At 71.6% G+C, this 18,028-nt stretch carries 13 protein-coding genes; 5 read left to right on the plus strand and 8 right to left on the minus strand.

Annotated elements, in window-relative coordinates:
* The first annotated feature begins 44 nt into the window (after positions 1-44).
* The 3 genes from bioB to ACW5F0_RS05040 are packed head-to-tail and all read left to right on the plus strand — an operon-like array spanning position 45 to position 3,344.
* Positions 45-1,106 (plus strand): biotin synthase BioB, encoded by a 1,062-nt coding sequence (gene bioB, locus ACW5F0_RS05030; protein WP_456965355.1) that lies wholly within the window; start codon positions 45-47, stop codon positions 1,104-1,106.
* A 10-nt stretch (positions 1,107-1,116) separates the two neighbouring features.
* On the plus strand, positions 1,117-2,316 hold the full coding sequence (gene bioF / locus ACW5F0_RS05035; protein WP_456999194.1) for an 8-amino-7-oxononanoate synthase: 1,200 nt from the start codon (positions 1,117-1,119) through the stop codon (positions 2,314-2,316).
* A 23-nt stretch (positions 2,317-2,339) separates the two neighbouring features.
* On the plus strand, positions 2,340-3,344 hold the full coding sequence (locus ACW5F0_RS05040; protein WP_456999195.1) for a multidrug resistance efflux transporter family protein: 1,005 nt from the start codon (positions 2,340-2,342) through the stop codon (positions 3,342-3,344).
* Positions 3,345-3,386: 42 nt separating this feature from the next.
* Here ACW5F0_RS05040 and ACW5F0_RS05045 read toward each other — a convergent pair whose 3' ends face one another.
* The 8 genes from ACW5F0_RS05045 to gabT all read right to left on the minus strand — a co-directional run bounded on the left by ACW5F0_RS05045 (position 3,387) and on the right by gabT (position 15,843).
* Positions 3,387-5,165: a hypothetical protein gene (locus ACW5F0_RS05045; RefSeq protein WP_456999196.1), complete on the minus strand. Its 1,779-nt coding sequence runs from the start codon at positions 5,163-5,165 to the stop codon at positions 3,387-3,389.
* Positions 5,165-6,646: an NAD-dependent succinate-semialdehyde dehydrogenase gene (locus tag ACW5F0_RS05050; RefSeq protein WP_456999198.1), complete on the minus strand. Its 1,482-nt coding sequence runs from the start codon at positions 6,644-6,646 to the stop codon at positions 5,165-5,167. The genes ACW5F0_RS05045 and ACW5F0_RS05050 overlap by 1 nt, the downstream gene beginning before the upstream one ends.
* Complete coding sequence (locus ACW5F0_RS05055; protein ID WP_456965360.1) at positions 6,643-7,845, minus strand: MFS transporter; 1,203 nt, start codon at positions 7,843-7,845, stop codon at positions 6,643-6,645. The genes ACW5F0_RS05050 and ACW5F0_RS05055 overlap by 4 nt, the downstream gene beginning before the upstream one ends.
* Positions 7,842-9,323, minus strand: coding sequence for a sulfotransferase (locus ACW5F0_RS05060; RefSeq protein ID WP_456999199.1), 1,482 nt, complete (start codon positions 9,321-9,323; stop codon positions 7,842-7,844). The genes ACW5F0_RS05055 and ACW5F0_RS05060 overlap by 4 nt, the downstream gene beginning before the upstream one ends.
* 1 nt (position 9,324) lies before the next feature.
* Positions 9,325-11,736 carry a TonB-dependent receptor gene (locus ACW5F0_RS05065; protein WP_456965362.1) on the minus strand — a complete coding sequence of 804 codons (2,412 nt, stop codon included), beginning with the start codon at positions 11,734-11,736 and terminating at the stop codon, positions 9,325-9,327.
* A gap of 53 nt (positions 11,737-11,789) precedes the next feature.
* A complete protein-coding gene (locus tag ACW5F0_RS05070; RefSeq protein ID WP_456999200.1) occupies positions 11,790-12,683 on the minus strand; it encodes a carbon-nitrogen hydrolase family protein in 894 nt (297 codons plus the stop codon).
* A gap of 72 nt (positions 12,684-12,755) precedes the next feature.
* Positions 12,756-14,555 (minus strand): aminotransferase-like domain-containing protein, encoded by a 1,800-nt coding sequence (locus tag ACW5F0_RS05075; RefSeq protein ID WP_456999201.1) that lies wholly within the window; start codon positions 14,553-14,555, stop codon positions 12,756-12,758.
* Between the two features lie 7 nt (positions 14,556-14,562).
* Positions 14,563-15,843 carry a 4-aminobutyrate--2-oxoglutarate transaminase gene (gene gabT / locus ACW5F0_RS05080; protein WP_456999202.1) on the minus strand — a complete coding sequence of 427 codons (1,281 nt, stop codon included), beginning with the start codon at positions 15,841-15,843 and terminating at the stop codon, positions 14,563-14,565.
* A 276-nt stretch (positions 15,844-16,119) separates the two neighbouring features.
* On the opposite strand from gabT, the gene ACW5F0_RS05085 reads away from it, so the two are divergent.
* Complete coding sequence (locus tag ACW5F0_RS05085; protein WP_456999485.1) at positions 16,120-17,043, plus strand: alpha/beta fold hydrolase; 924 nt, start codon at positions 16,120-16,122, stop codon at positions 17,041-17,043.
* Positions 17,040-17,933: a malonyl-ACP O-methyltransferase BioC gene (gene bioC / locus ACW5F0_RS05090; RefSeq protein WP_456999203.1), complete on the plus strand. Its 894-nt coding sequence runs from the start codon at positions 17,040-17,042 to the stop codon at positions 17,931-17,933. Before ACW5F0_RS05085 ends, bioC begins: the two co-directional genes overlap by 4 nt.
* Positions 17,934-18,028: the final 95 nt, after the last annotated feature.

The following is an 18,028-nucleotide window of genomic DNA, read 5'->3' on the forward strand; positions in this document are numbered from 1 at the left end:
CCAGACTGCCCGGTCAGCTCCGCAAGCACCTTCAGGATCACGCCATGCCCGCCGTCAGTGAATTCCGCGTCGGTGACGCCGCCACGCCGCGCCACGACTGGACCCGTACCGAGGTGGAGGCGCTGCTCGACCTTCCATTCCCCGAGCTGCTGTTCCGCGCCGCCAGCGTCCATCGCCAGGCCTTCGACCCGGCCGAGGTCCAGGTCAGCACCCTGCTGTCGGTGAAGACCGGCGGCTGCCCCGAGGACTGCGCCTATTGCCCCCAGGCCCAGCGCTACGACACCGGCGTCGACGCCCAGAAGCTGATGGAGACGGAGGCGGTGATGGAGAAGGCCCGCCAGGCCAAGGCCGCCGGCGCCTCGCGCTTCTGCATGGGCGCCGCCTGGCGCTCGCCGAAGGACCGCGACATCCCGAAAGTCGCCGCGATGATCGCCGGGGTGAAGTCGCTGGGCCTGGAGACCTGCGCCACGCTGGGCATGCTCTCGGGCGACCAGGCCCAGGCGCTCAAGGACGCCGGCCTCGACTACTACAACCACAACATCGACACCGATCCCGAGCACTACGGCAGCATCATCCGCACCCGCGAGCTGCAGGACCGCTTCGACACGCTCGAGCACGTGCGCGACGCCGGCCTCAAGACCTGCTGCGGCGGCATCGTCGGCATGGGCGAGACCCGTCGCCAGCGCGCCGGCTTCCTGCAGACGCTGGCGACGATGCCGGCGCATCCGGATTCGGTGCCGATCAACCGCCTGGTGCAGGTGGAAGGCACGCCGCTGCACGGCACCGCCGAGCTCGATCCCTTCGAGTTCGTGCGCACGATCGCGGCCGCGCGCATCCTGATGCCGAAGTCGATGGTGCGGTTGTCGGCCGGGCGCGAGCAGATGTCCGACGAACTGCAGGCCCTGTGTTTCAGCGCCGGCGCCAACTCGATCTTCCATGGCGAGAAGCTGCTCACCACCGGCAACCCCGACGTCGCCCACGACCAGGCGCTGTTCGATCGGCTGGGCCTGCGTGTGATGGCGGTCACGGTCGATGCCGAAGGGCACGATCACGGCGGCACCGTGCACGCCGACATCGTCGACCAGCCACGCAGCTGCGTCGCGTAGGATCCGGGTCATGGCGACCAAGCGCCCCGACCTCCGCCGCCGTGCACAGGCCCAACGCGCCGAGGCGATGGCGCACGACCTCGTGCGCAGCCGTCGCACGGTCGGCCGCCGCGACGGCGTGCGCATGGAGCTCGATGGCCGCTGGCTGATCAACTTCTGCGGCAACGACTATCTCGGTCTCTCGCAGCAGTTCCAGGTGGTCGATGCGATGCAGAATGCCGCCGCCCGCGACGGCGTGGGCGGCATCGGTTCGCACCTGGTCTGTGGCCACCACGTCGCCCACGAGGCGCTCGAGCGCGAGGTCGCGGACTGGCTGGAGGTGCCGCGCGCGCTGGTGTTCGGCAGCGGGTACATGGCCAACCTCGCCGTGCAGCAGGCGCTGCTCGGTGACGGCGACACCAGCGTCCAGGACCGCCTCAACCACGCCAGCCTGATCGACGGCGCGCGCCTGGCCGGCTGCCGCCTGCGCCGCTATCCGCATGCCGACGCCGAGGGCGCGCTACGCCAGCTGCGCACCGTGCCCGAAGGCGCCGCGATGCTCGTCACCGACGGCGTCTTCAGCATGGACGGCGACGTCGCGCCGCTGCGCCAGCTGGCGCTCGCCGCGCGCATGCAGTCGGCACTGCTCTACGTCGACGACGCCCACGGTATCGGTGTGCTCGGCCCCGGCGGTCGCGGCAGCGTGGCCGAGGCGCGCCTGGGCGTGGACGATGTGCCGCTGCAGCTGATCACCCTGGGCAAGGCGCTGGGCAGCTACGGTGCGGTGGTGGCCGGCGATGTCGATCTCATCGACCATCTCGCCGGCACGGCGCGTCCCTATCTCTACACCACCGCGCTGCCGGCGCCGCAGGCCGCGGCCGCGCTGGCGTCGGTGAAGCTTGCGCGGCGCGAGCACTGGCGGCGCGAGAAGCTGGGCGCGCTGGTGCAGCGCTTCCGCGAGGGCATGCAGGCGCGGGGCTTCGAGCTGCCCGAGTCCGAAACGCCGATCCAGCCCGTGCCCTGCGGCGACAACGCCCGCGCGCTGGACATGGCCGCACGCCTGGACGCCGATGGCTTCCGCGTGGCCGCGATCCGGCCGCCGACCGTGCCCGAAGGCCGCGCGCGCCTGCGCGTGACCCTGTGCGCGGCGCACGACGAAGACCAGGTGGATGCGCTGGTCGCCGCGCTCGCCCGCGCGCGCGACCACGTCGACGCCGCCCGCGCCGCCTGATCGTCGCCGACGCCGCAGCCGCCATGTCCAAGGACGTCATCGCACCCGGCCGCGCGCTGGCCGCCGTCGGCATCGCCCTGTGCGCGGCGCTGTTCTTCACCTTCACCTACGTGCTCAACCGCGTCGCCGCGGACCAGGCCACGCACTGGACCTGGATCGCCTCGCTGCGCTACCTGTTCACCCTGCCGCTGATGCTGGTGCTGATGCCCTTCCAGGGCGGCATGAAGCCGGTGCTGCGCGCGATCGCCGCGCACCCCTGGCCCTGGGTGCGCTGCTCGCTGATCGGCTTCGGGCTGTTCTACTGCATGCTCAGCTTCGCCGCCGCCAGTGGCCCGTCCTGGCTGGTGGCCGGGACGTTCCAGTTCACGGTGATCGCGGGAATGCTGTGCGCACCCTTCGTGTACCGCGATGCGCGCCGCCGGATCCCGCGTGCCGGCTTGGCGATCGCGGCGCTGATCTTCGCCGGCGTGCTGTTGATGCAGTTCGGTCACGCCGACGGTGCGCTTGCTGCCGCGGGATGGGTGGCGCTGGTGTGCCTGCTGGTCGCGGCGTTCGCCTTCCCGCTCGGCAACCGGCTGTTGCTGCTGCACCTGGAACAGACGCACGAGCCGCTCAATGCGACCCAGCGCGTGTTCGGCATGACCCTGGCGAGCCAGCCGCTTTGGGTCGTGCTGGCGATCTACGCTGGCGCCACGCAGGGCCTGCCGACCGCGTCTCAGCTGCTACTGGGTGCGGCCGTGGCGCTGTTCGCGGGCGTGATCGCGATGGTGCTGTTCTTCCAGGCCACCGGCATGGTGCGCAACCACCCGCTGGCGCTGGGCGCGGCCGAGGCGATGCAGGGGTCCGAGGTGGTGTTCGCGATGCTGCTGGGCGCGCTCCTGCTGGGCGAGGACTGGCCACGCGACATGGCGCTGGGCGGCGCCGCGCTGGTGGTGCTGGGCATCGTCGCCTTCGCCTGGGTGGTGGCGCGTCCTGCCGCGGGCAGCGACCGCGCGACGCGGGTGTTGCGGACCGACAAGGGCGCCTGAGCGCCGCCGTCCCGGGGAACATCGTTGTCCCGGTGGGCGCCGCTATCGGGCTTGTGCGTCGTCGCTGCAGATCGGCCCCAGCTTCGCCGCTTCCACCGCCGGCGCCGCGAAGTCGATCGAGGCCAGCAGGCCGTCGTCGGCGACGTTGTACCAGGTCACGCCATTGGGAAGCATCGCCACGGTGATGCCGCCGAAGCCGGACATGAAAGGCACCCACGTCGGCGCTGCGCAGCCGAGCTCCGGCTGCAGGTCGCGCGCCCAGAAGCCGTGCTGGTAGCGGTAGCGCTCAAGCGTCGCCACCTGCAGCCCGCGCCGCTGCGGATCGCGCTGCATCGCGGCGTCGAACATCGCGGGGTCCAGCAGCGGTCGGCCATCGATGCGGCCCTGCCCTTCGCCAAGGAAACGCGCCAGCTTGGCGATGTCATCACCGAGCAGGGTCAGACCGAAGCCGAACAGCGGCCGGCGCGCGGCATCGTGGCTGCGTCGCGTGACGCGCGCGGTGGGGCTCAGGCCGATGGGGCCGAGCACGCCGGCCCAGACCACGTCGTCGAAGATGTCGTCGCCTTCGCGGTCCGGCAGGCGCCGCAGCGCCTCCTGCAGCACGGTACCCAGCAGGTAGGTGTCGGAGGTGTGGTAGACCCAGCGCGTGCCCGACGCCTCCCGCCGGGGGTAGGCCTCGCAGGCGAAGGCGAGGCGCTGCGCGTGCGTGTCGGGCGCGAGGAAGCCGCGCAGCTTGGCATCGTCCTCGTCGGCCATGTAGGCGGGCGCGTCGTGCTGGCCGGTGGCCATGTCGAGCAGGTGGCGGAAGCGCACGCCGTCCCATGTCTCCGTCATGCAGCCGCTTGCGCGCGCGAAGTCGCTCACCGGCAGATCGGCGACGCCGGGATGCAGCCGCTCCATCCGCATCAGCGCGATGCCGGCGACCGCCGACTTCGCGATCGAGTACGAGGGGAGGTCCATCGCGTCGCAATACGGGTATGCGCCGTGGCGGGTATCGCAGCCCGAGCGGTAGTGGACACCTTCGAACACCACGCCGTGCACGCTGCGCCCGCGCGGCGCGCCGATGGCGAAGCGGTCGGGATCGATGCCGGGGTGGTCGACGGCGAGTGCCGACATCGGCCGCACCGGCAGGCGCGCGGCGACTTCGCGCGCGTGGGCGGCGACGAGTGCATCGCTACCTGCAACCGGCCCCGGCACGTAAGCGGCCTCCAGCAGGCCCCACATATCGAGTTGCAGGTAATGACAGGTCTCGGACGACACCTGCATCGCCGCCCGCGAGACCTGGCCGTCGGACTTGAACAGCAGCATCAGCACGCCGTTGTGGGTGCAGTTGGCGTTCCTCTGCACCAGGGCGAAGGGAATCGCCGCGCGCGTCCAGCCGGCGTCGCCGGGCTCGTCCCAGGCGCGCCCGGCTTCGAACACCAGCTCCCACCAGGGATGCGTCCCGGGGATGGGCCCGCGCCGTGCGGGGACCAGGACGTCGCCGTCCTGCACGAAGGCGATGTCGATGTCCTGCGGCAGCGTGCGGGCGGCCGCGACGTCGCCTGGTTCCAGGAAGCCGTCCAGCGCCACGAGGGGGCGTGTGGACGGCTGGCCGGACAGGCGCAGCCGGCCTTCGAAGCGCTGCGTCGGCGGCAGCGCGTCGGGCAGCGGCGCGTAGGCGGACAGGTCGACGCTGCGGCGGTAGGTGCCCGACAGCAGGGTGTCGCGGTCCAGCAGTGCGCGCGTACCGGTGCTGGCTGCATCGGTCGCCGCAGCGTTGCCCGTGACCAGCAACATCAGCGCGGCAAGCGTGCCGATCACCGCGCGCCGCACCGGCATCAGATCCCGCCGATGCACACGTACTTCAGCTCGGTGTAGTCATCGAGGCCGTACTTCGAGCCCTCGCGGCCGATGCCCGACTCCTTGACGCCGCCGAACGGCGCGACCTCGGTCGAGACCAGCCCGGTATTGATGCCGACAATGCCGCACTCCAGCGCCTCGGCCACGCGGTACGCGCGCGCCAGGTCGCGGGTGTAGAAGTAGCCGGCCAGGCCGACCTCGGTGTCGTTGGCGAGCGCGAGCACCTCGTCTTCGCTCGCGAACCGGAACAGCGGCGCCACCGGGCCGAAGGTTTCCTCGCGGGCGAGCAGCATCCCGGGCGTCGCATCCAGCAGCAGCGTGGGTTCGTAGAAGGTGCCGCCCAGCGCATGCGGCCTGCCGCCCATGGCGGCGCGCGCACCCTTGGCCAACGCGTCGGCCACGTGCTCTTCCACCTTCTCCAGCGCCTTGGCGTCGATCAGCGGGCCCTGCTCGGTGGCGCCGGCCAGGCCGTCGCCGACGCGCAGCTTCGCGATCGCTGCGCCCAGCTTTTCCGCGAAGGCGTCGTACACCGCCTCCTGCACGAACAGGCGGTTGGCGCAGACGCAGGTCTGCCCGGTGTTGCGGAACTTGCTGGCCATCGCGCCCTCGACCGCGGCGTCGAGGTCGGCGTCGTCGAAGACGATGAAGGGCGCGTTGCCGCCCAGTTCCATCGACACGCGCTTCATGCCCTCGGCGCACTGCGCCATGAGCTTCTTGCCCACGCCGGTGGAGCCGGTGAAGCTGAGCTTGCGCACCTTGGGATTGCCGGTCATCTCGCCGCCGATCGCGGCGGCGTCGCGGCCGGTGACGATGTTCAGCACGCCCGGCGGCAGGCCGGCACGCTCGGCCAGCACGCCCAGCGCGAGCGCCGAGTACGGCGTCTGCGTCGCGGGCTTGGCGACCACGGTGCAGCCGGCGGCCAGCGCCGGTGCGATCTTGCGGCCGAGCATGGCCGAAGGGAAATTCCACGGCGTGATCGCGGCGACCACGCCGACCGGCTGGCGCAGGGTCATGATGCGTTTGTCGGCGGCGTGGCCGGGGATGGTGTCGCCGTACATGCGCCGCGCCTCTTCGGCGAACCATTCCAGATAGGCCGCGGAGTACGCGATCTCGCCCTTCGACTCGGCCAGCGGTTTGCCCTGCTCCGCGGTCATCAGGCGCGCCAGGTCGTCCTGGTGCTCGAGCATCAGCCGGTGCATGCGCTTGAGCACGTCGGCGCGCTCCTTCGCCGTGGTGCGCGACCAGGCGGGGAAGGCGGCGTGCGCGGCATCGATGGCGCGCCCGGTCTCGCCGGCACCCATGTCGGGGATCGTGCCCAGCACCGTGCCGGTGGCGGGATTGGTGACGTCGCAGGTGCCGCCGTCGTCGGCGTCCAGCCACTGCCCATCGATCAGGCCGCGCGTGCGCAGCAGCCCCGGGTCGGACAGGGACAGCGATGCGGGGGATGTCGTTTCGCTCATGACGCAGGCTCCATGTGGTCCACCCGGCGTGCGGCGGCCATGGCCACCACGCCGGAGAGAAACAGCGTGACCACGGCCATGCTGATCAGAAGGTGAAAGTCGTCCGCGTGCAGCACCTTGCCCGCGACCAGCGGGCCCGAGGCCAGGCCCAGCTTGGACATGAAGCCGCCCAGGGTGGCCAGCCGTCCGGAAGGGTCCAGCCGCGACAGCATGCCGAAGAGGTAGGGCACCACGAACGACCAGGTGATCGCGGTGCCGATGTTGGCGAGGAAGAACACCGGCTGCATGCCGCTCCAGAAGAAGCCGGCGGTGCCGGCGAGCGTGAGCAGCATCGCAATGAGGATCGGACGCATGCGGCCGAAGCGCGTGCCCATGAAGATCACCAGGCCCGCACCGGCGGCGCCGATCCAGGTCGCCCAGCCCAGCGCCTGGCCGATGAAGTCGCGGCCGAGTTCGAAGTGTTCGCCCAGGCGGATGATGAAGGCCGACAGCGCCATGTTGCCGGCCTGGAACAGGAACAGCGCCAGCAGTGCCAGCACCGCCGTCGTGCGCAGCGCGCCGGGCATCCGCGTCTTCACGTTCGTGGTCCCGGACGCGCCGGCCTCGCCGTCGAAGCGCGGGATCACGGCCAGCGCCACCATCGAGCACGCAGTCAGCGCAGCCAGGGTCAGGAACAGGATCCCGGCGCCGTACTCGGGCACCAGCCCGGGCAGGAACATCACCCCCAGGCCGCCCAGGCCGAACTGCACCAGCAGCAGCATGCCGAAGGCGCGGTCGGGCGAGTGCGTGCGCGCCATCACCGAATAGCTGATGCCCACCGCCAGGCCGCCGACCAGGCCGTGCAGCGCGCGCATCGCAGTCAGCAGTCCCGGTTCGCGGATCGCCAGCGAGCCCAGGTCGAGCAGCAGCAGCACCGACAGCAGCGCGAACAGCGCCGGCCGCCAGCGCAGCCGCCGCACCAGCAGCACGGCAAGGAAGCTGCCGACGCTGGCGCCATAGATGTTGGCCGCGCCGACCGTGCCGGCCTGCGGGTTGGTGAAACCCAGGCCCATGACCAGGCCGTCGACGATCGCGGCCATGATGTTGACGTAGAAGAAGCCGGCGGTGGCGATCAGCGCCAGCAGCGCGTACAGCCACAGCCGGTCCGGTGCCTGCGCGACCGGGATCCCGTTGGCGGGCGGGTTGGTGGTGGCATTCATGCGGCGGGATCCCGGTGGTGGTCGAACCCGCGGTCACCGGGCACAGGGTCGCCGATCGGTACGCCGGCCTCTTCAAGGCGCCGCCGCAGCGGCGCCAGTTCGTGTTCGTAGTTGCGCCACAGCCCGACCGAACTGCGATAGACCGGCTGCCGCACCTGCGCCGCGCTGGCGGTAAGCGTCGGCTGCGGATTGCGGTCGAAGGCCAGGCAGGCCGGGTCCCAGTCCAGGCCGGCGTGGGCGACCAGGCGGCGGCTCACCGCCTCGGGCTCGTCCACGAGCGCCTCGTAGTCCACTTCCAGGAAGCGGTCGGCGGGCAGCACGCGCCGCCAGTGCGCCATCAGTTCGCTGTGTCCCAGCCAGTAGCGGCCGAGGTCGTCGAGGTCGTAGGAGAAGGGATAGGCCATGCGGAACAGGGTCTTGTACATGGCGTAGCAGGCGTCCATCGGATGCCGCCGCAGGTGGACGATGCGCGCCTGCGGCAGCGCCGCGGCCACCAGTCCGAGGTACAGGGCATTGCCCGGCGTCTTGTCGATCACGCGCGCGGGGTCGCCGGCCGGCCGGCGGCCGTTGGACGGGCTGCCGCCGGGTAGCGTGCCGCTGGGCAGGGTGTCGCAGTAGGCGCGGCCCAGGGCGGCGAAATCCATCCGCGCCGTGCGCTGCACCAGGTCGGCCTTGCCGCTGGCCGCGCCCGCCAAGCGCACCACTGCCTGTGCCAGAGCGGCGCTTTCGCCGCGGCTGGTCACTGCGCGATGCGAGGACAGGATGCGGTCGACCAGGGTGGTGCCGCTGCGCGGCAGGCCGACCACGAACAGCGGCCGGGCGTCGTCGCGCCCGGCGTGCTGCCGCGCGAAGAAGTCGGCATCGAAGGTGTCGGCGATCAGGCGCATGGTGTCGAGGTCGTCCTCGACCCGGTACTGCAGCCGGCGCCGGCGCGCATCGGCGCCACGCTTGAGCGCCGCGAACGAGGCGGCGTGTTCGCCCAGGTCCTCGCGCTCCTTGGCCAGCGCGTGGCACAGCGGCACCCGAGCAGGGTCGGAGTCGGGCAGCTGCCAGAGCCGCGCTTCGATCTCGGCCACGTGGTTGCGCGTTGGCAGCTGCCGGCGCAGCGTCGAGCGGTTGTACCAGGCATCGCCGTCGCCGGGCGCCTGCGCGACCACGCGGTCAAGCGCGGCCTCCGCCTCGTCCATCCGGCCCAGCGCGATCAGCGTCGTGGCGTGGTTGTACAGGCAGGACGGGTCGTCGGGATGCAGCGCGAGCGCACGCAGGTAGCAGCGCTCGGCCTCACGGAACAGGCCGAGCAGGGTGTAGCGCAGGCCCAGCTCCTGCAGCAGGTCGGGCTGCCGGTCGGCGTCGACCACCAGTGCGTGCATCGCGTCGATGCAGGCCGCGGCCTCGCCGCTGCGATGCAAGGCGTCGATCCGCCGCAGCGCATCGCCGGCGGCGTCCGTCATCGCCCCGACCGGCTGACCTGCATCCATGTCAGAAACGGTAGCCGATCGTCACGCCCACGGTGCGCGGCAGCGTCACCAGCGCCTTGGAGCCGTTGCCGAAGTAGCCCTCGGCGGGCGCCGTGCCCATGTATTCCTCGGTGTAGACGCCGCTGACGCCCTGTTCGTTGGCGAGGTTTTTCATCCACAGCGTCAGGTCCCAGCTGTCGACGCTCCAGGTGGCCGAGGCGTTGAACAGCGGGAAGCCGTCCAGCGTGCGCTGGAACTTCGGGTTGAGGCTGAGCGCGTTTTCCGACTCCGACTGGTAGTAGGCGTCGCCGCGGATGGTCAGCAGGCCACGGCCCACGGGGATGCCGTAGCTGCCGCCCGCGTTGAAGCGGTGCTCGGGCACGCCGGGCAGCGCGTCGCCCTTGAAACCGTAGATATAGGCGCCGTCGACGGCCACGGCGTCGGCCTCGAGTTCCGCCTTCGTGTAGGTGTAGCCCAGGTTGTAGTTGAAGCCCTCGCCGATGCCGCCGGCCAGTTCCAGCTCCACGCCGCGGGTGCTCGCCTTCTCGGCGTTCTGCACCGCGAAGAAGCCCCACCACGTGGTCGAGCTGTTGACCTGCGGGTCCTCCCAGTCGACGTAGAACACGTTGGCGTTGTAGCTGGCCCTGCCGATGCGGCCCTTGATGCCCAGCTCGTGGTTGCGCACGGTGTCGGACTTGTAGCTGGTCCACGCCGGGTCCTCGGCGAAGTTGCCGGTGGTCGGCGTGCCGTTGGTGCCGCCGCGGCGGTAGCCCTCGGAGACCGTGGCGTACAGCTGGCTGTGCGGCGCGAAGAACCAGGACACGTTGCCCTTGAACAGGGTGCGGGTATCGCTTTCCTCGCCGTGCGACTGCGAGCTGTCGACGAGCGAGGCCCAGTTGCTGGTGGTCTGCGCGACATCGGTCTCCGCCTCGTGGCGGAAATGGCGGAAGCCGCCGGTGAACGCCAGGCTGTCGCTGGCGTGCCAGGTCAGCTCGCCGTAGACCGCGGTTTCCTTGAAGGTCTCGTCCTGGCGGTAGTCGAAGTCGACGTCGCTGATCACCGCGTCCTCGATGCCCGGGAAGGCGGCGTCCCACCAGCGCTTGAAGCCGCGCAGGTAGCTGACCTGGGTCGCGTAGCGGTCCTGCTCCTGGTAGTACGCGCCGAGCACGTAGTCGAACGGCCCTTCGGTCTGCGAGATCAGGCGCAGCTCCTGGGTGAAGGCCTTCTCGCCGTGGCTGCGCACCGCCGTGGCCAGCGGCCGCGGGTAGTTGTAGTAGAAGCCCAGCCAGCCGTTCTGGGCGTAGAAGCCGGTGTTCTCGCTGGTGATGTCGCCCTCGTGGTTGTAGTACGAGGTGCTGGAGGTCAGCGTGGCGAAGCCGAGGTCGACGTTGGCCTCGAGGCTGGACAGGTTGACGTGGCGCGCCGCGGGTTCGCGCTGCACCGAGCCGACTTCGAGGTCGTCGTAAGGCACGCCCCAGCCGTCGTTGCCGAGGCTGGTGCCGCGGCGGCCGCCGAAGCGGTCGGCCTGGGCCATGTAGCTCAGCGTCAGGTCGAAGGTGTCGCTGGGCTTCCACAAGAGCGAGGCGCGGCCGTAGTTCTGGCGCACGGTGTCGGCGTCGCGGGCGTTCTCGTACTCGGCCGTGGGCGCGAAGATGCCGTCGGGCGCGGTCGGGATGCCTTCGGCGTCCAGGCGGTAGACGTTGCGGTAGTCGGTGACGCCGGCATAGTCGTTGCTGGTGACGTTGAGGCGCAGGGCGAGGGTCTCGGCCAGCGGCAGGTTCAGCGTGCCCGAGCCGGACCAGCCGATGCCGCCGGAGCCGTCGACGCTCGATGCGCTGAGGCTCGCGCGCGCGCTCCAGACGTCGAGTTCGGGCTGGCGCAGCAGGAAGCGCACCGCGCCGCCCAGCGCGCCGGAGCCGTACAGCGTGCCCTGCGGCCCGCGCAGCACTTCCACGCGGTCGATGTCGGAGAGCAGGAAGTTGGCGAACAGCGGCGTCTTGTCGATGTAGGTCGCCACCGGCGACATCGCCGAGACCGCGTAGTCGCCCAGCGCGGAGCTGTCGACGTTGAGGCCGCGGATGCGGATGCCGCTGACGACGCTGGAGTTGCGCGCGCCGCGGTCGACCACGGCCACGCCTGCGACGCCGCGCATGAGTTCGGCGGTGTCGAGGATGTTCTGCGCCTCGATCGCCTCGCCCGAGACCACGCTGATGTTGTAGGGCACGGCGATGATGTCCTGCTCGCGGCCCTGCGCGGTCACCACGATGGTGTCGAGCTCGGTGGGCTGGACGCGCGCCGCGTCGTCGGTTGCGGTGTCCTGGGCGAGCGCGGGCGCCTGCACGATGAGGCCGGCGACGATCGCCGCGGCGAGCAGCGAGCGGCAGGGTTGGCGGTGGCCAGGTTTGATGTGGCTGGCGTGCATGGCGTTGTTCATCTCGGCCTCCCCAGGCAAGAATCGAAAAAGCGTGATTGGATGTGTGGCTGGACTTACTCGGCTCCCGGCAGCTCCAGGGGGCCGAGTGCGTCCAGCGCGGACGAAGGCGCGCTGGGCGCGCCATAGGCGGGAAACACGACGCGTCCGTCGCGGAAGCTCTTCAGCGGCTGTCCCAGGCCGTTCCAGCCGCGGGCGCGGCAGCGGCGCAGGTAGGCGAAGTCGACCTCGAACGCGATCACTTCGCGCCCGCTGCCGGCTTCGTGGATGACTTCACCGCCCGGGCCGCAGACCACCGAACGGCCGACGCCGAGCTGGCCGGCGACGTTGATGTCGACGAAATAGCACTGGTTGGTGATCGCGCTGGCGCGGGCGATCGCGACTTCGGCGTCGCGGTCGATGGTGTTGGTCAGCGTCGGGTGCAGGATCACCTCCGCACCCAGCGCAACCAGCGAGCGCGTGGTTTCGGGGAACCACATGTCGTAGCAGATCGAGACGCCGAAGCGGCCGGCGCCGGGCACGTCGAAGACCACGAACTCGCTGCCCGGCGACACGTCGCGCTCGTAGGGCGCGAATGGATACATCTTGCGGTAGCGCGCGATGACCTCCCCCTTGGGGTCGATCACCGGCGTGGTGTTGTAGACCCGGTCGCCGTCGCGCTCGTACAGCGAGCCCGGTACCAGCCAGATCCCGTGGTCGCGCGCGATGCCGCGCAGGACCTCCTCGGCGTCGCCGGGCAGGCACTGCGCGTGGCCGGTGCTGGCGCCAAAGCAGCCCAGTTCGCCCAGCAGCACCATCCGCACCCACGGGAAGCGCCTGGCGACCTGCGCGACTTCGCTCGCGATCCGTTCCAGGTTGTCGCCCGGCGCGAGGTCGAGCTGGAGCCCGGCAATCCCGAAGCCGGCGGGGGTGTCGCTGTTCTGCAAGGCGCGATCCTGTTCGATGTGCACGTGGCCGACGGTAGGCCCGGCATTGCGCCCGCGCTTAGATCCAGACGGGGTCAAGCGATGGTGCCAGCGGGCTCACTTGCGCGCCCGCGTGCGCGCCTTGCGGGTGAGCAGCGCGGTATCGACCAGCAGGCCGTCCTCGCCGTGGAAGCGCACCTGGTCGCCATCCAGCACCACGGTGAATCCGGAGGCCTCGCCATAGGCCCAGCTGCGCCACTGGCGGTACCAGCGGCCGTCCTCGACCCACCAGTGGCCGGTGTCGCGGTCCTCGTCGGTGTAGCCGGCGGTGCCCGCCAGGGCGCCATCGGCCTGGATTTCCAGCGTGCAGGGTTCGCCGTAGACCGTGCTGTAGAGCAGCGTGCCACCGGCCATGACCCGCCGCAGCGACTTGCCGTCGAGTGGCGCGATGCTCTCGTCCTGCAGGCGCCGCGAGGCCGGCGCCAGGTCGCCGCGCACCAGGCGCGCCAGGTTGCGCACGCCCTCGCGGATGCGGTTGGCGGCGATGCCGGTCACGCCCATGCACAGCGCCTCGCGGCCATCGGCATAGCGCAAGGGTTCGACCAGCACGCCGATGAGGGCTGCCTGCCGCGCCAGTTCGTGCGCGTCCATGTCCACGCCCAGGCTGACGCGGTAGGCGCTGGCGCCGGGATCGGTGTCGATGCTGACCAGTTCGTGCAGGTAGTGGTTGAGCGCGTCGCGCAGCGCGGTGCGGCGCTCGGCCAGGATGCGGCCGGCGCGCACCAGCGACGCCGAGTAGTGTCCGAGGCCGATGAAGTAGGCCCAGGCCCGCTGCAGCACGCGCGGCGGCACGGCGCCCTGGTTGCGGCGCAGCCGGCGCGCGCGTTCGATGAAGACCGCCGGTGCCACCAGCACGCCGGGCGGCTCGCCGCAGGAGGCCGAGGGCGCCAGGCTGCCGACGTAGACCACGCGTCCCTCGTGGTCGAGCGCGCGCAATGCGGGTGCGATGCGCCCGCCATCCTGGACGCCGGCCGGCACGTCCTGCTCGATCACCAGGCCGTCGGCCGCGGCCACGCGCGCGAGCAGCCGCTGCGGCCAGTCCGAGCCGGCGGCGATGCCGTGGCGCGCGCTGGTGACCACCACCGCGCCCTGCGGCAGCGGCCCGCGCAGGGCAGGGTCGAGGATCGAGACCTCGACGTTGCGCCGGCGCAGGCGGCGTTCCAGCTCGGGGTCGAAGGGCCGCTCGAGCACCACCGGCGTGCCGCGCCGGACCAGGATCTCGCCGGCGATCTGCAGCGCCTGGCGGCCCGAGACCGTCACCAGCACCTCGTCGGCGCCGGCTTCGATGCCGCGCATCGGCAGCACCTTGCCGCGCATCTCCTCGATCAGCATGGAGTCGTCGCGGCTGCCGGCTTCCAGCGGCCACTGCACGACTTCGTGGCGCGAGCCGGCCAGCCGGATCGCCTCGCTCCATTCCGCCACCGGTGCCAGCTCAGGATCCACGCGGCCGTCGATGAAGGGAAAGGGATAGCGGTGCCAGTGCTGCGGGCAGCGGAAGCCGGCTTCGTCGGCGGCCGGGCGCAGGCGCAGCGACAGCGGCGACACCGGCGCGACGCCGCGCGCGGTGCGGCCGACCGCGGCCCCGGTCGTGCCGGCGGACACGAACAGCCCGCTGCGCGGCCGGGCGGCCAGGTGGCCTTCGGCGACCAGCGCGTCGTAGGCCAGGCTGACGGTGTTGCGCGAGACGCCGATGCGCTCGGCCAGCAGGCGCGACGACGGCAGCCTGCGCCCGGGCCGCAGCGCGCCGCGGTGGATGGCATCGATCACCTGCTGCCGCAGCTGCTGCTGCAAGCTCAGGGGGCTGCCCGGATCCAGGGTGATCGACAGCAGCTCGGCGGTGCAGGACTCGCTGGTCATCGCATCCCTAGTCGGCCTTCAGTGCCTCTTCCAGCAACGCCATGCCTTCGTCGAACACGGCGTCGGTGATCGTGAGCGGGTAGAGCAGGCGGATCGCCTCGCCCAGGCCGCCGCAGCCCAGCAGCACCAGGCCCAGGGCGTGGGCGCGCTGCAGCACCGCGCGCGTGGCCGCCGGGTCGGGCGCGGACTCGCCGCGCCGGGCGAGCAGGTCGAAGGCCAGCATCGAGCCCTGGCCGCGGACGTTGCCGATCGGGCGCAGGTCCGTGCGCTGCGCGAAGGACGCCAATCGCGTTTCCACGCGCGCGCCCAGGGCGCATGCGCGCTCCAGCAGCGCCTCTTCCTCGATGACGTCCAGCACCGCGAGCGCGGCCGCGCAGGCGATCGGCGAGCCGGCATAGGTGCCGCCCAGCCCGCCGGGCTCGGCCGCGTCCATCAGCGCCGCGCGGCCGATCACGCCCGACAGCGGGAAGCCTCCGGCGAGCGACTTGGCCACGACCATCAGGTCGGGGCGGACGCCGCTGTGTTCGATGCCGAACATGCGCCCGGTGCGGCCGAAGCCGGTCTGGACCTCGTCGGCGACCAGGACGATGCCGTGTTCGTCGGCGATCCGGCGCAGCGCTTGCATCAGCTCGGTCGGCGCCGGCAGGAAGCCGCCCTCGCCCTGCACCGGCTCGATGACGATGGCCGCCACGTCTTCGGGCGACACGTCGGTGCGGAACAGGTTCTCCAGGGCCTCCAGGCTCTCCTCCACCGTGCCGGCGCGATGCGCGGCCGGGAACGGGACGTGGTGGACGTCACCCGGCAGGGGGCCGAAGCCGCGCTTGTAGGGCACGGTCTTGCCGGTCATCGCCATCGCCATGAAGCTGCGGCCGTGGAAGCCGCCGGAGAAGGCGATCACCGCGCGGCGGCCGGTCGCGACGCGGGCGATCTTGACCGCGTTCTCCACCGCTTCGGCGCCGGTGGAGAACAGGATGGTCTTGGCCGGGCCCTCGATCGGTGCCAGCGCGTTCAGGCGCTCGGCCAGCGTCACATAGGATTCGTAGGCCATCACCTGGAAGGCGGTGTGGGTGTAGCGGTCGAGCTGGTCGCGCACCGCGGCCATCACCTTCGGATGGCGATGCCCGACGTTGAGCACGGCGATGCCGCCGGCGAAATCGACCAGGCGGCGGCCATCGGTGTCCCAGATTTCGGCGTTTTCGGCGCGGTCGGCGAAGTTGGGCATGGCGGTGGCCACGCCGCGTGGAATGGCGGCTGCGCGGCGCTGCAGCAGCGTCTGGCGATCGGTCACGGTCTGGACTCCTTGGCTTTGGGGCCAGATTGCGAGGGACGCCGGGGCGATCATAGGGCCAGTATGATCCGGTTGATGGGTCCAGTGCCGCAGCTGGTCGATCACCGGGTCGATTCCGCCGTCGTCAACCGCTGCCGGCTACGCGCGGTTGACAGTGCGCGGCGCGGTTTCCAGACTTCCCTGTTCCCCGCATCGCTCCCGGATATCCGCCATGCCATCTGCCACCCCGGCCTCCCGGCCGCGCCACGAGACAGCGGCCGCCGGGTGAGCACCGACCTGCACATCGAGATCCACGGCGCCGGCGCGCCGCTGGTGCTGCTGCACGGCTGGGCGATGCACGGCGGCGTGTTCGCGCCGCTGGTGGAGCGGCTGGCCGACCGTTTCGAACTGCACCTGGTCGATCTGCCGGGCCACGGCCGCAGCCGCGACAGCGCGGTGGCGCTGGAGCCCGACGCCGTGGTCGAAGCGGTTGCCGCGCAGGTACCGGTGGCGCCCTGGCTGGGGTGGTCGCTGGGCGGCATGTTCGCGCTGCGCGCCGCGGCCACGCGGCCTGCGCAGGTGCCGGCGCTGGTGATGATGTGCTCGGCGCCGCGGTTCGTCCGCGAGTCCTCCATTGCAGGAGCCGCTCTGGCTGCGGCCCCGGTCCCCATCGCGGCTGTAGCCGCTCCCATGGCCGCCGACTCCACAGCCGCCGCGGTCACGGCGGCGACGATGGGTGACGACGCGCGCTACGGCATGTCGCCCGAGATCTTCGCCGGCTTCGCCCGCGGCCTGCGCGAGGACTATCACGGCACCCTGGAGCGCTTCATCGCGCTCGAGGCCTTCGGCTCCGACGATGCCCGCGGCGAGCTCCGGGCGCTGCGCAACGAGGTGTTCGCGCGCGGCGAGCCGCCGGCGGAGGCGCTGGCACAGGGCCTGGACATGCTGCAGTCGGTCGACCAGCGCTCGCTGCTGCCGGCGCTCGAAGTCCCCAGCCTCTGGATCGCCGGCCGCCGCGACCGCGTGGTCGATCCGCGCGCGATGCGTGCCGCCGCCGCGCGCGCGCGCGATGCCGGTTTCGTCCAGATCGAGCACGGTGGCCACGCGCCGTTCCTCACCTACGCCGACGAGGTGGCCGACGCGGTCGCCGGCTTCCTCCTGAAGACGCATGCCGGCACGCAGGCCGACAACGAGGCCGGCACGCAGGCGGGAACGGCATGAACGACATCTTCGACCGCCGCCAGGTTCGCCGCGCCTTCTCGCGCGCCGCCGGCAGCTACTCCGCCGCTGCCGACCTGCAGCGCGAGGTCGAGTCGCGCCTGTTCGAATCCTTGGAATACCTCGGTGAACAGGTGCCCGCCGACATCGTCGACCTCGGCAGCGGCCCCGGAACCGCAGCGGTCGAGCTGCGTCGACGCTGGCCGAAGGCGCGCGTGGTCGCGATCGACCTCGCCCTGCCGATGCTGCGCCAGGTCGCGCCAAAGCGCGGCTGGAACCCGCTGCAGCGCCCGATCGACCGCGTCTGCGCCGACGCGCGCGCGCTGCCGCTGTCTGACGACAGCGTCGATCTCATTTTCAGCAACCTGTGCCTGCAGTGGGTCGACGATCTCGACGCGTTGTTCGCCGGCTTCCGCCGCGTGCTGCGGCCCGGCGGCCTGCTGCTGTGTTCGACCTTCGGTCCCGACACGCTGCATGAGCTGCGCGCCGCCTTTTCCGCCGCGGACGACCGGGCGCATGTCTCGCCCTTCGGCGGCATCGCCGAGTTCGGTGATGCGCTGATGCGTGCCGGCTTCCGCGATCCGGTGCTCGACCGCGAGGTTGACGTCCATGGCCACGCCGACATGGCCGGGCTGATGCGCGGCCTGCGCCAGCTCGGTGCCACCAACGCGTTGTCCGCGCGCCGTCGCGCGCTCACCGGGCGCGGCCGCTTCGCCGCCGCGCAGGCCGCGTACGAGCCGTGGCGCGGCGACGACGGCCTGCTGCCCGCGACCTGGGAAACCATCACCGCCATGGCCTGGGCCCCGGCGCACGGCCAGCCGATCCGCGAGGGCGGCGAAGACGTGGCGCGCTTCCCGGCCGCGGGCATTCCGGTACGGCGGCGCAGGAGCTGAAGCGCGCCGGCGCGGGTGCCGGGGCGGGAGGCCCGCGACGGGATGCCGCGTGAGGGCGCGCCATCGACCTTCGGCCGCCGCGCAACAGGGGCGCG

The sequence above is a fragment of the Luteimonas sp. A534 genome, from assembly GCF_054072805.1.

Excerpts from the sequence above, each read along its gene's own strand:
- bioB (WP_456965355.1), top strand. The coding sequence starts at position 45 with ATGCCCGCCGTCAGTGAATTCCGCGTCGGTGACGCCGCCACGCCGCGC.
- ACW5F0_RS05045 (WP_456999196.1), bottom strand. The coding sequence starts at position 5,165 with ATGCCGGTGCGGCGCGCGGTGATCGGCACGCTTGCCGCGCTGATGTTG.
- ACW5F0_RS05060 (WP_456999199.1), bottom strand. The coding sequence starts at position 9,323 with ATGGATGCAGGTCAGCCGGTCGGGGCGATGACGGACGCCGCCGGCGAT.
- ACW5F0_RS05055 (WP_456965360.1), bottom strand. The coding sequence starts at position 7,845 with ATGAATGCCACCACCAACCCGCCCGCCAACGGGATCCCGGTCGCGCAG.
- bioC (WP_456999203.1), top strand. The coding sequence starts at position 17,040 with ATGAACGACATCTTCGACCGCCGCCAGGTTCGCCGCGCCTTCTCGCGC.
- ACW5F0_RS05050 (WP_456999198.1), bottom strand. The coding sequence starts at position 6,646 with ATGAGCGAAACGACATCCCCCGCATCGCTGTCCCTGTCCGACCCGGGG.
- bioF (WP_456999194.1), top strand. The coding sequence starts at position 1,117 with ATGGCGACCAAGCGCCCCGACCTCCGCCGCCGTGCACAGGCCCAACGC.
- ACW5F0_RS05040 (WP_456999195.1), top strand. The coding sequence starts at position 2,340 with ATGTCCAAGGACGTCATCGCACCCGGCCGCGCGCTGGCCGCCGTCGGC.
- ACW5F0_RS05075 (WP_456999201.1), bottom strand. The coding sequence starts at position 14,555 with ATGACCAGCGAGTCCTGCACCGCCGAGCTGCTGTCGATCACCCTGGAT.
- ACW5F0_RS05065 (WP_456965362.1), bottom strand. The coding sequence starts at position 11,736 with ATGAACAACGCCATGCACGCCAGCCACATCAAACCTGGCCACCGCCAA.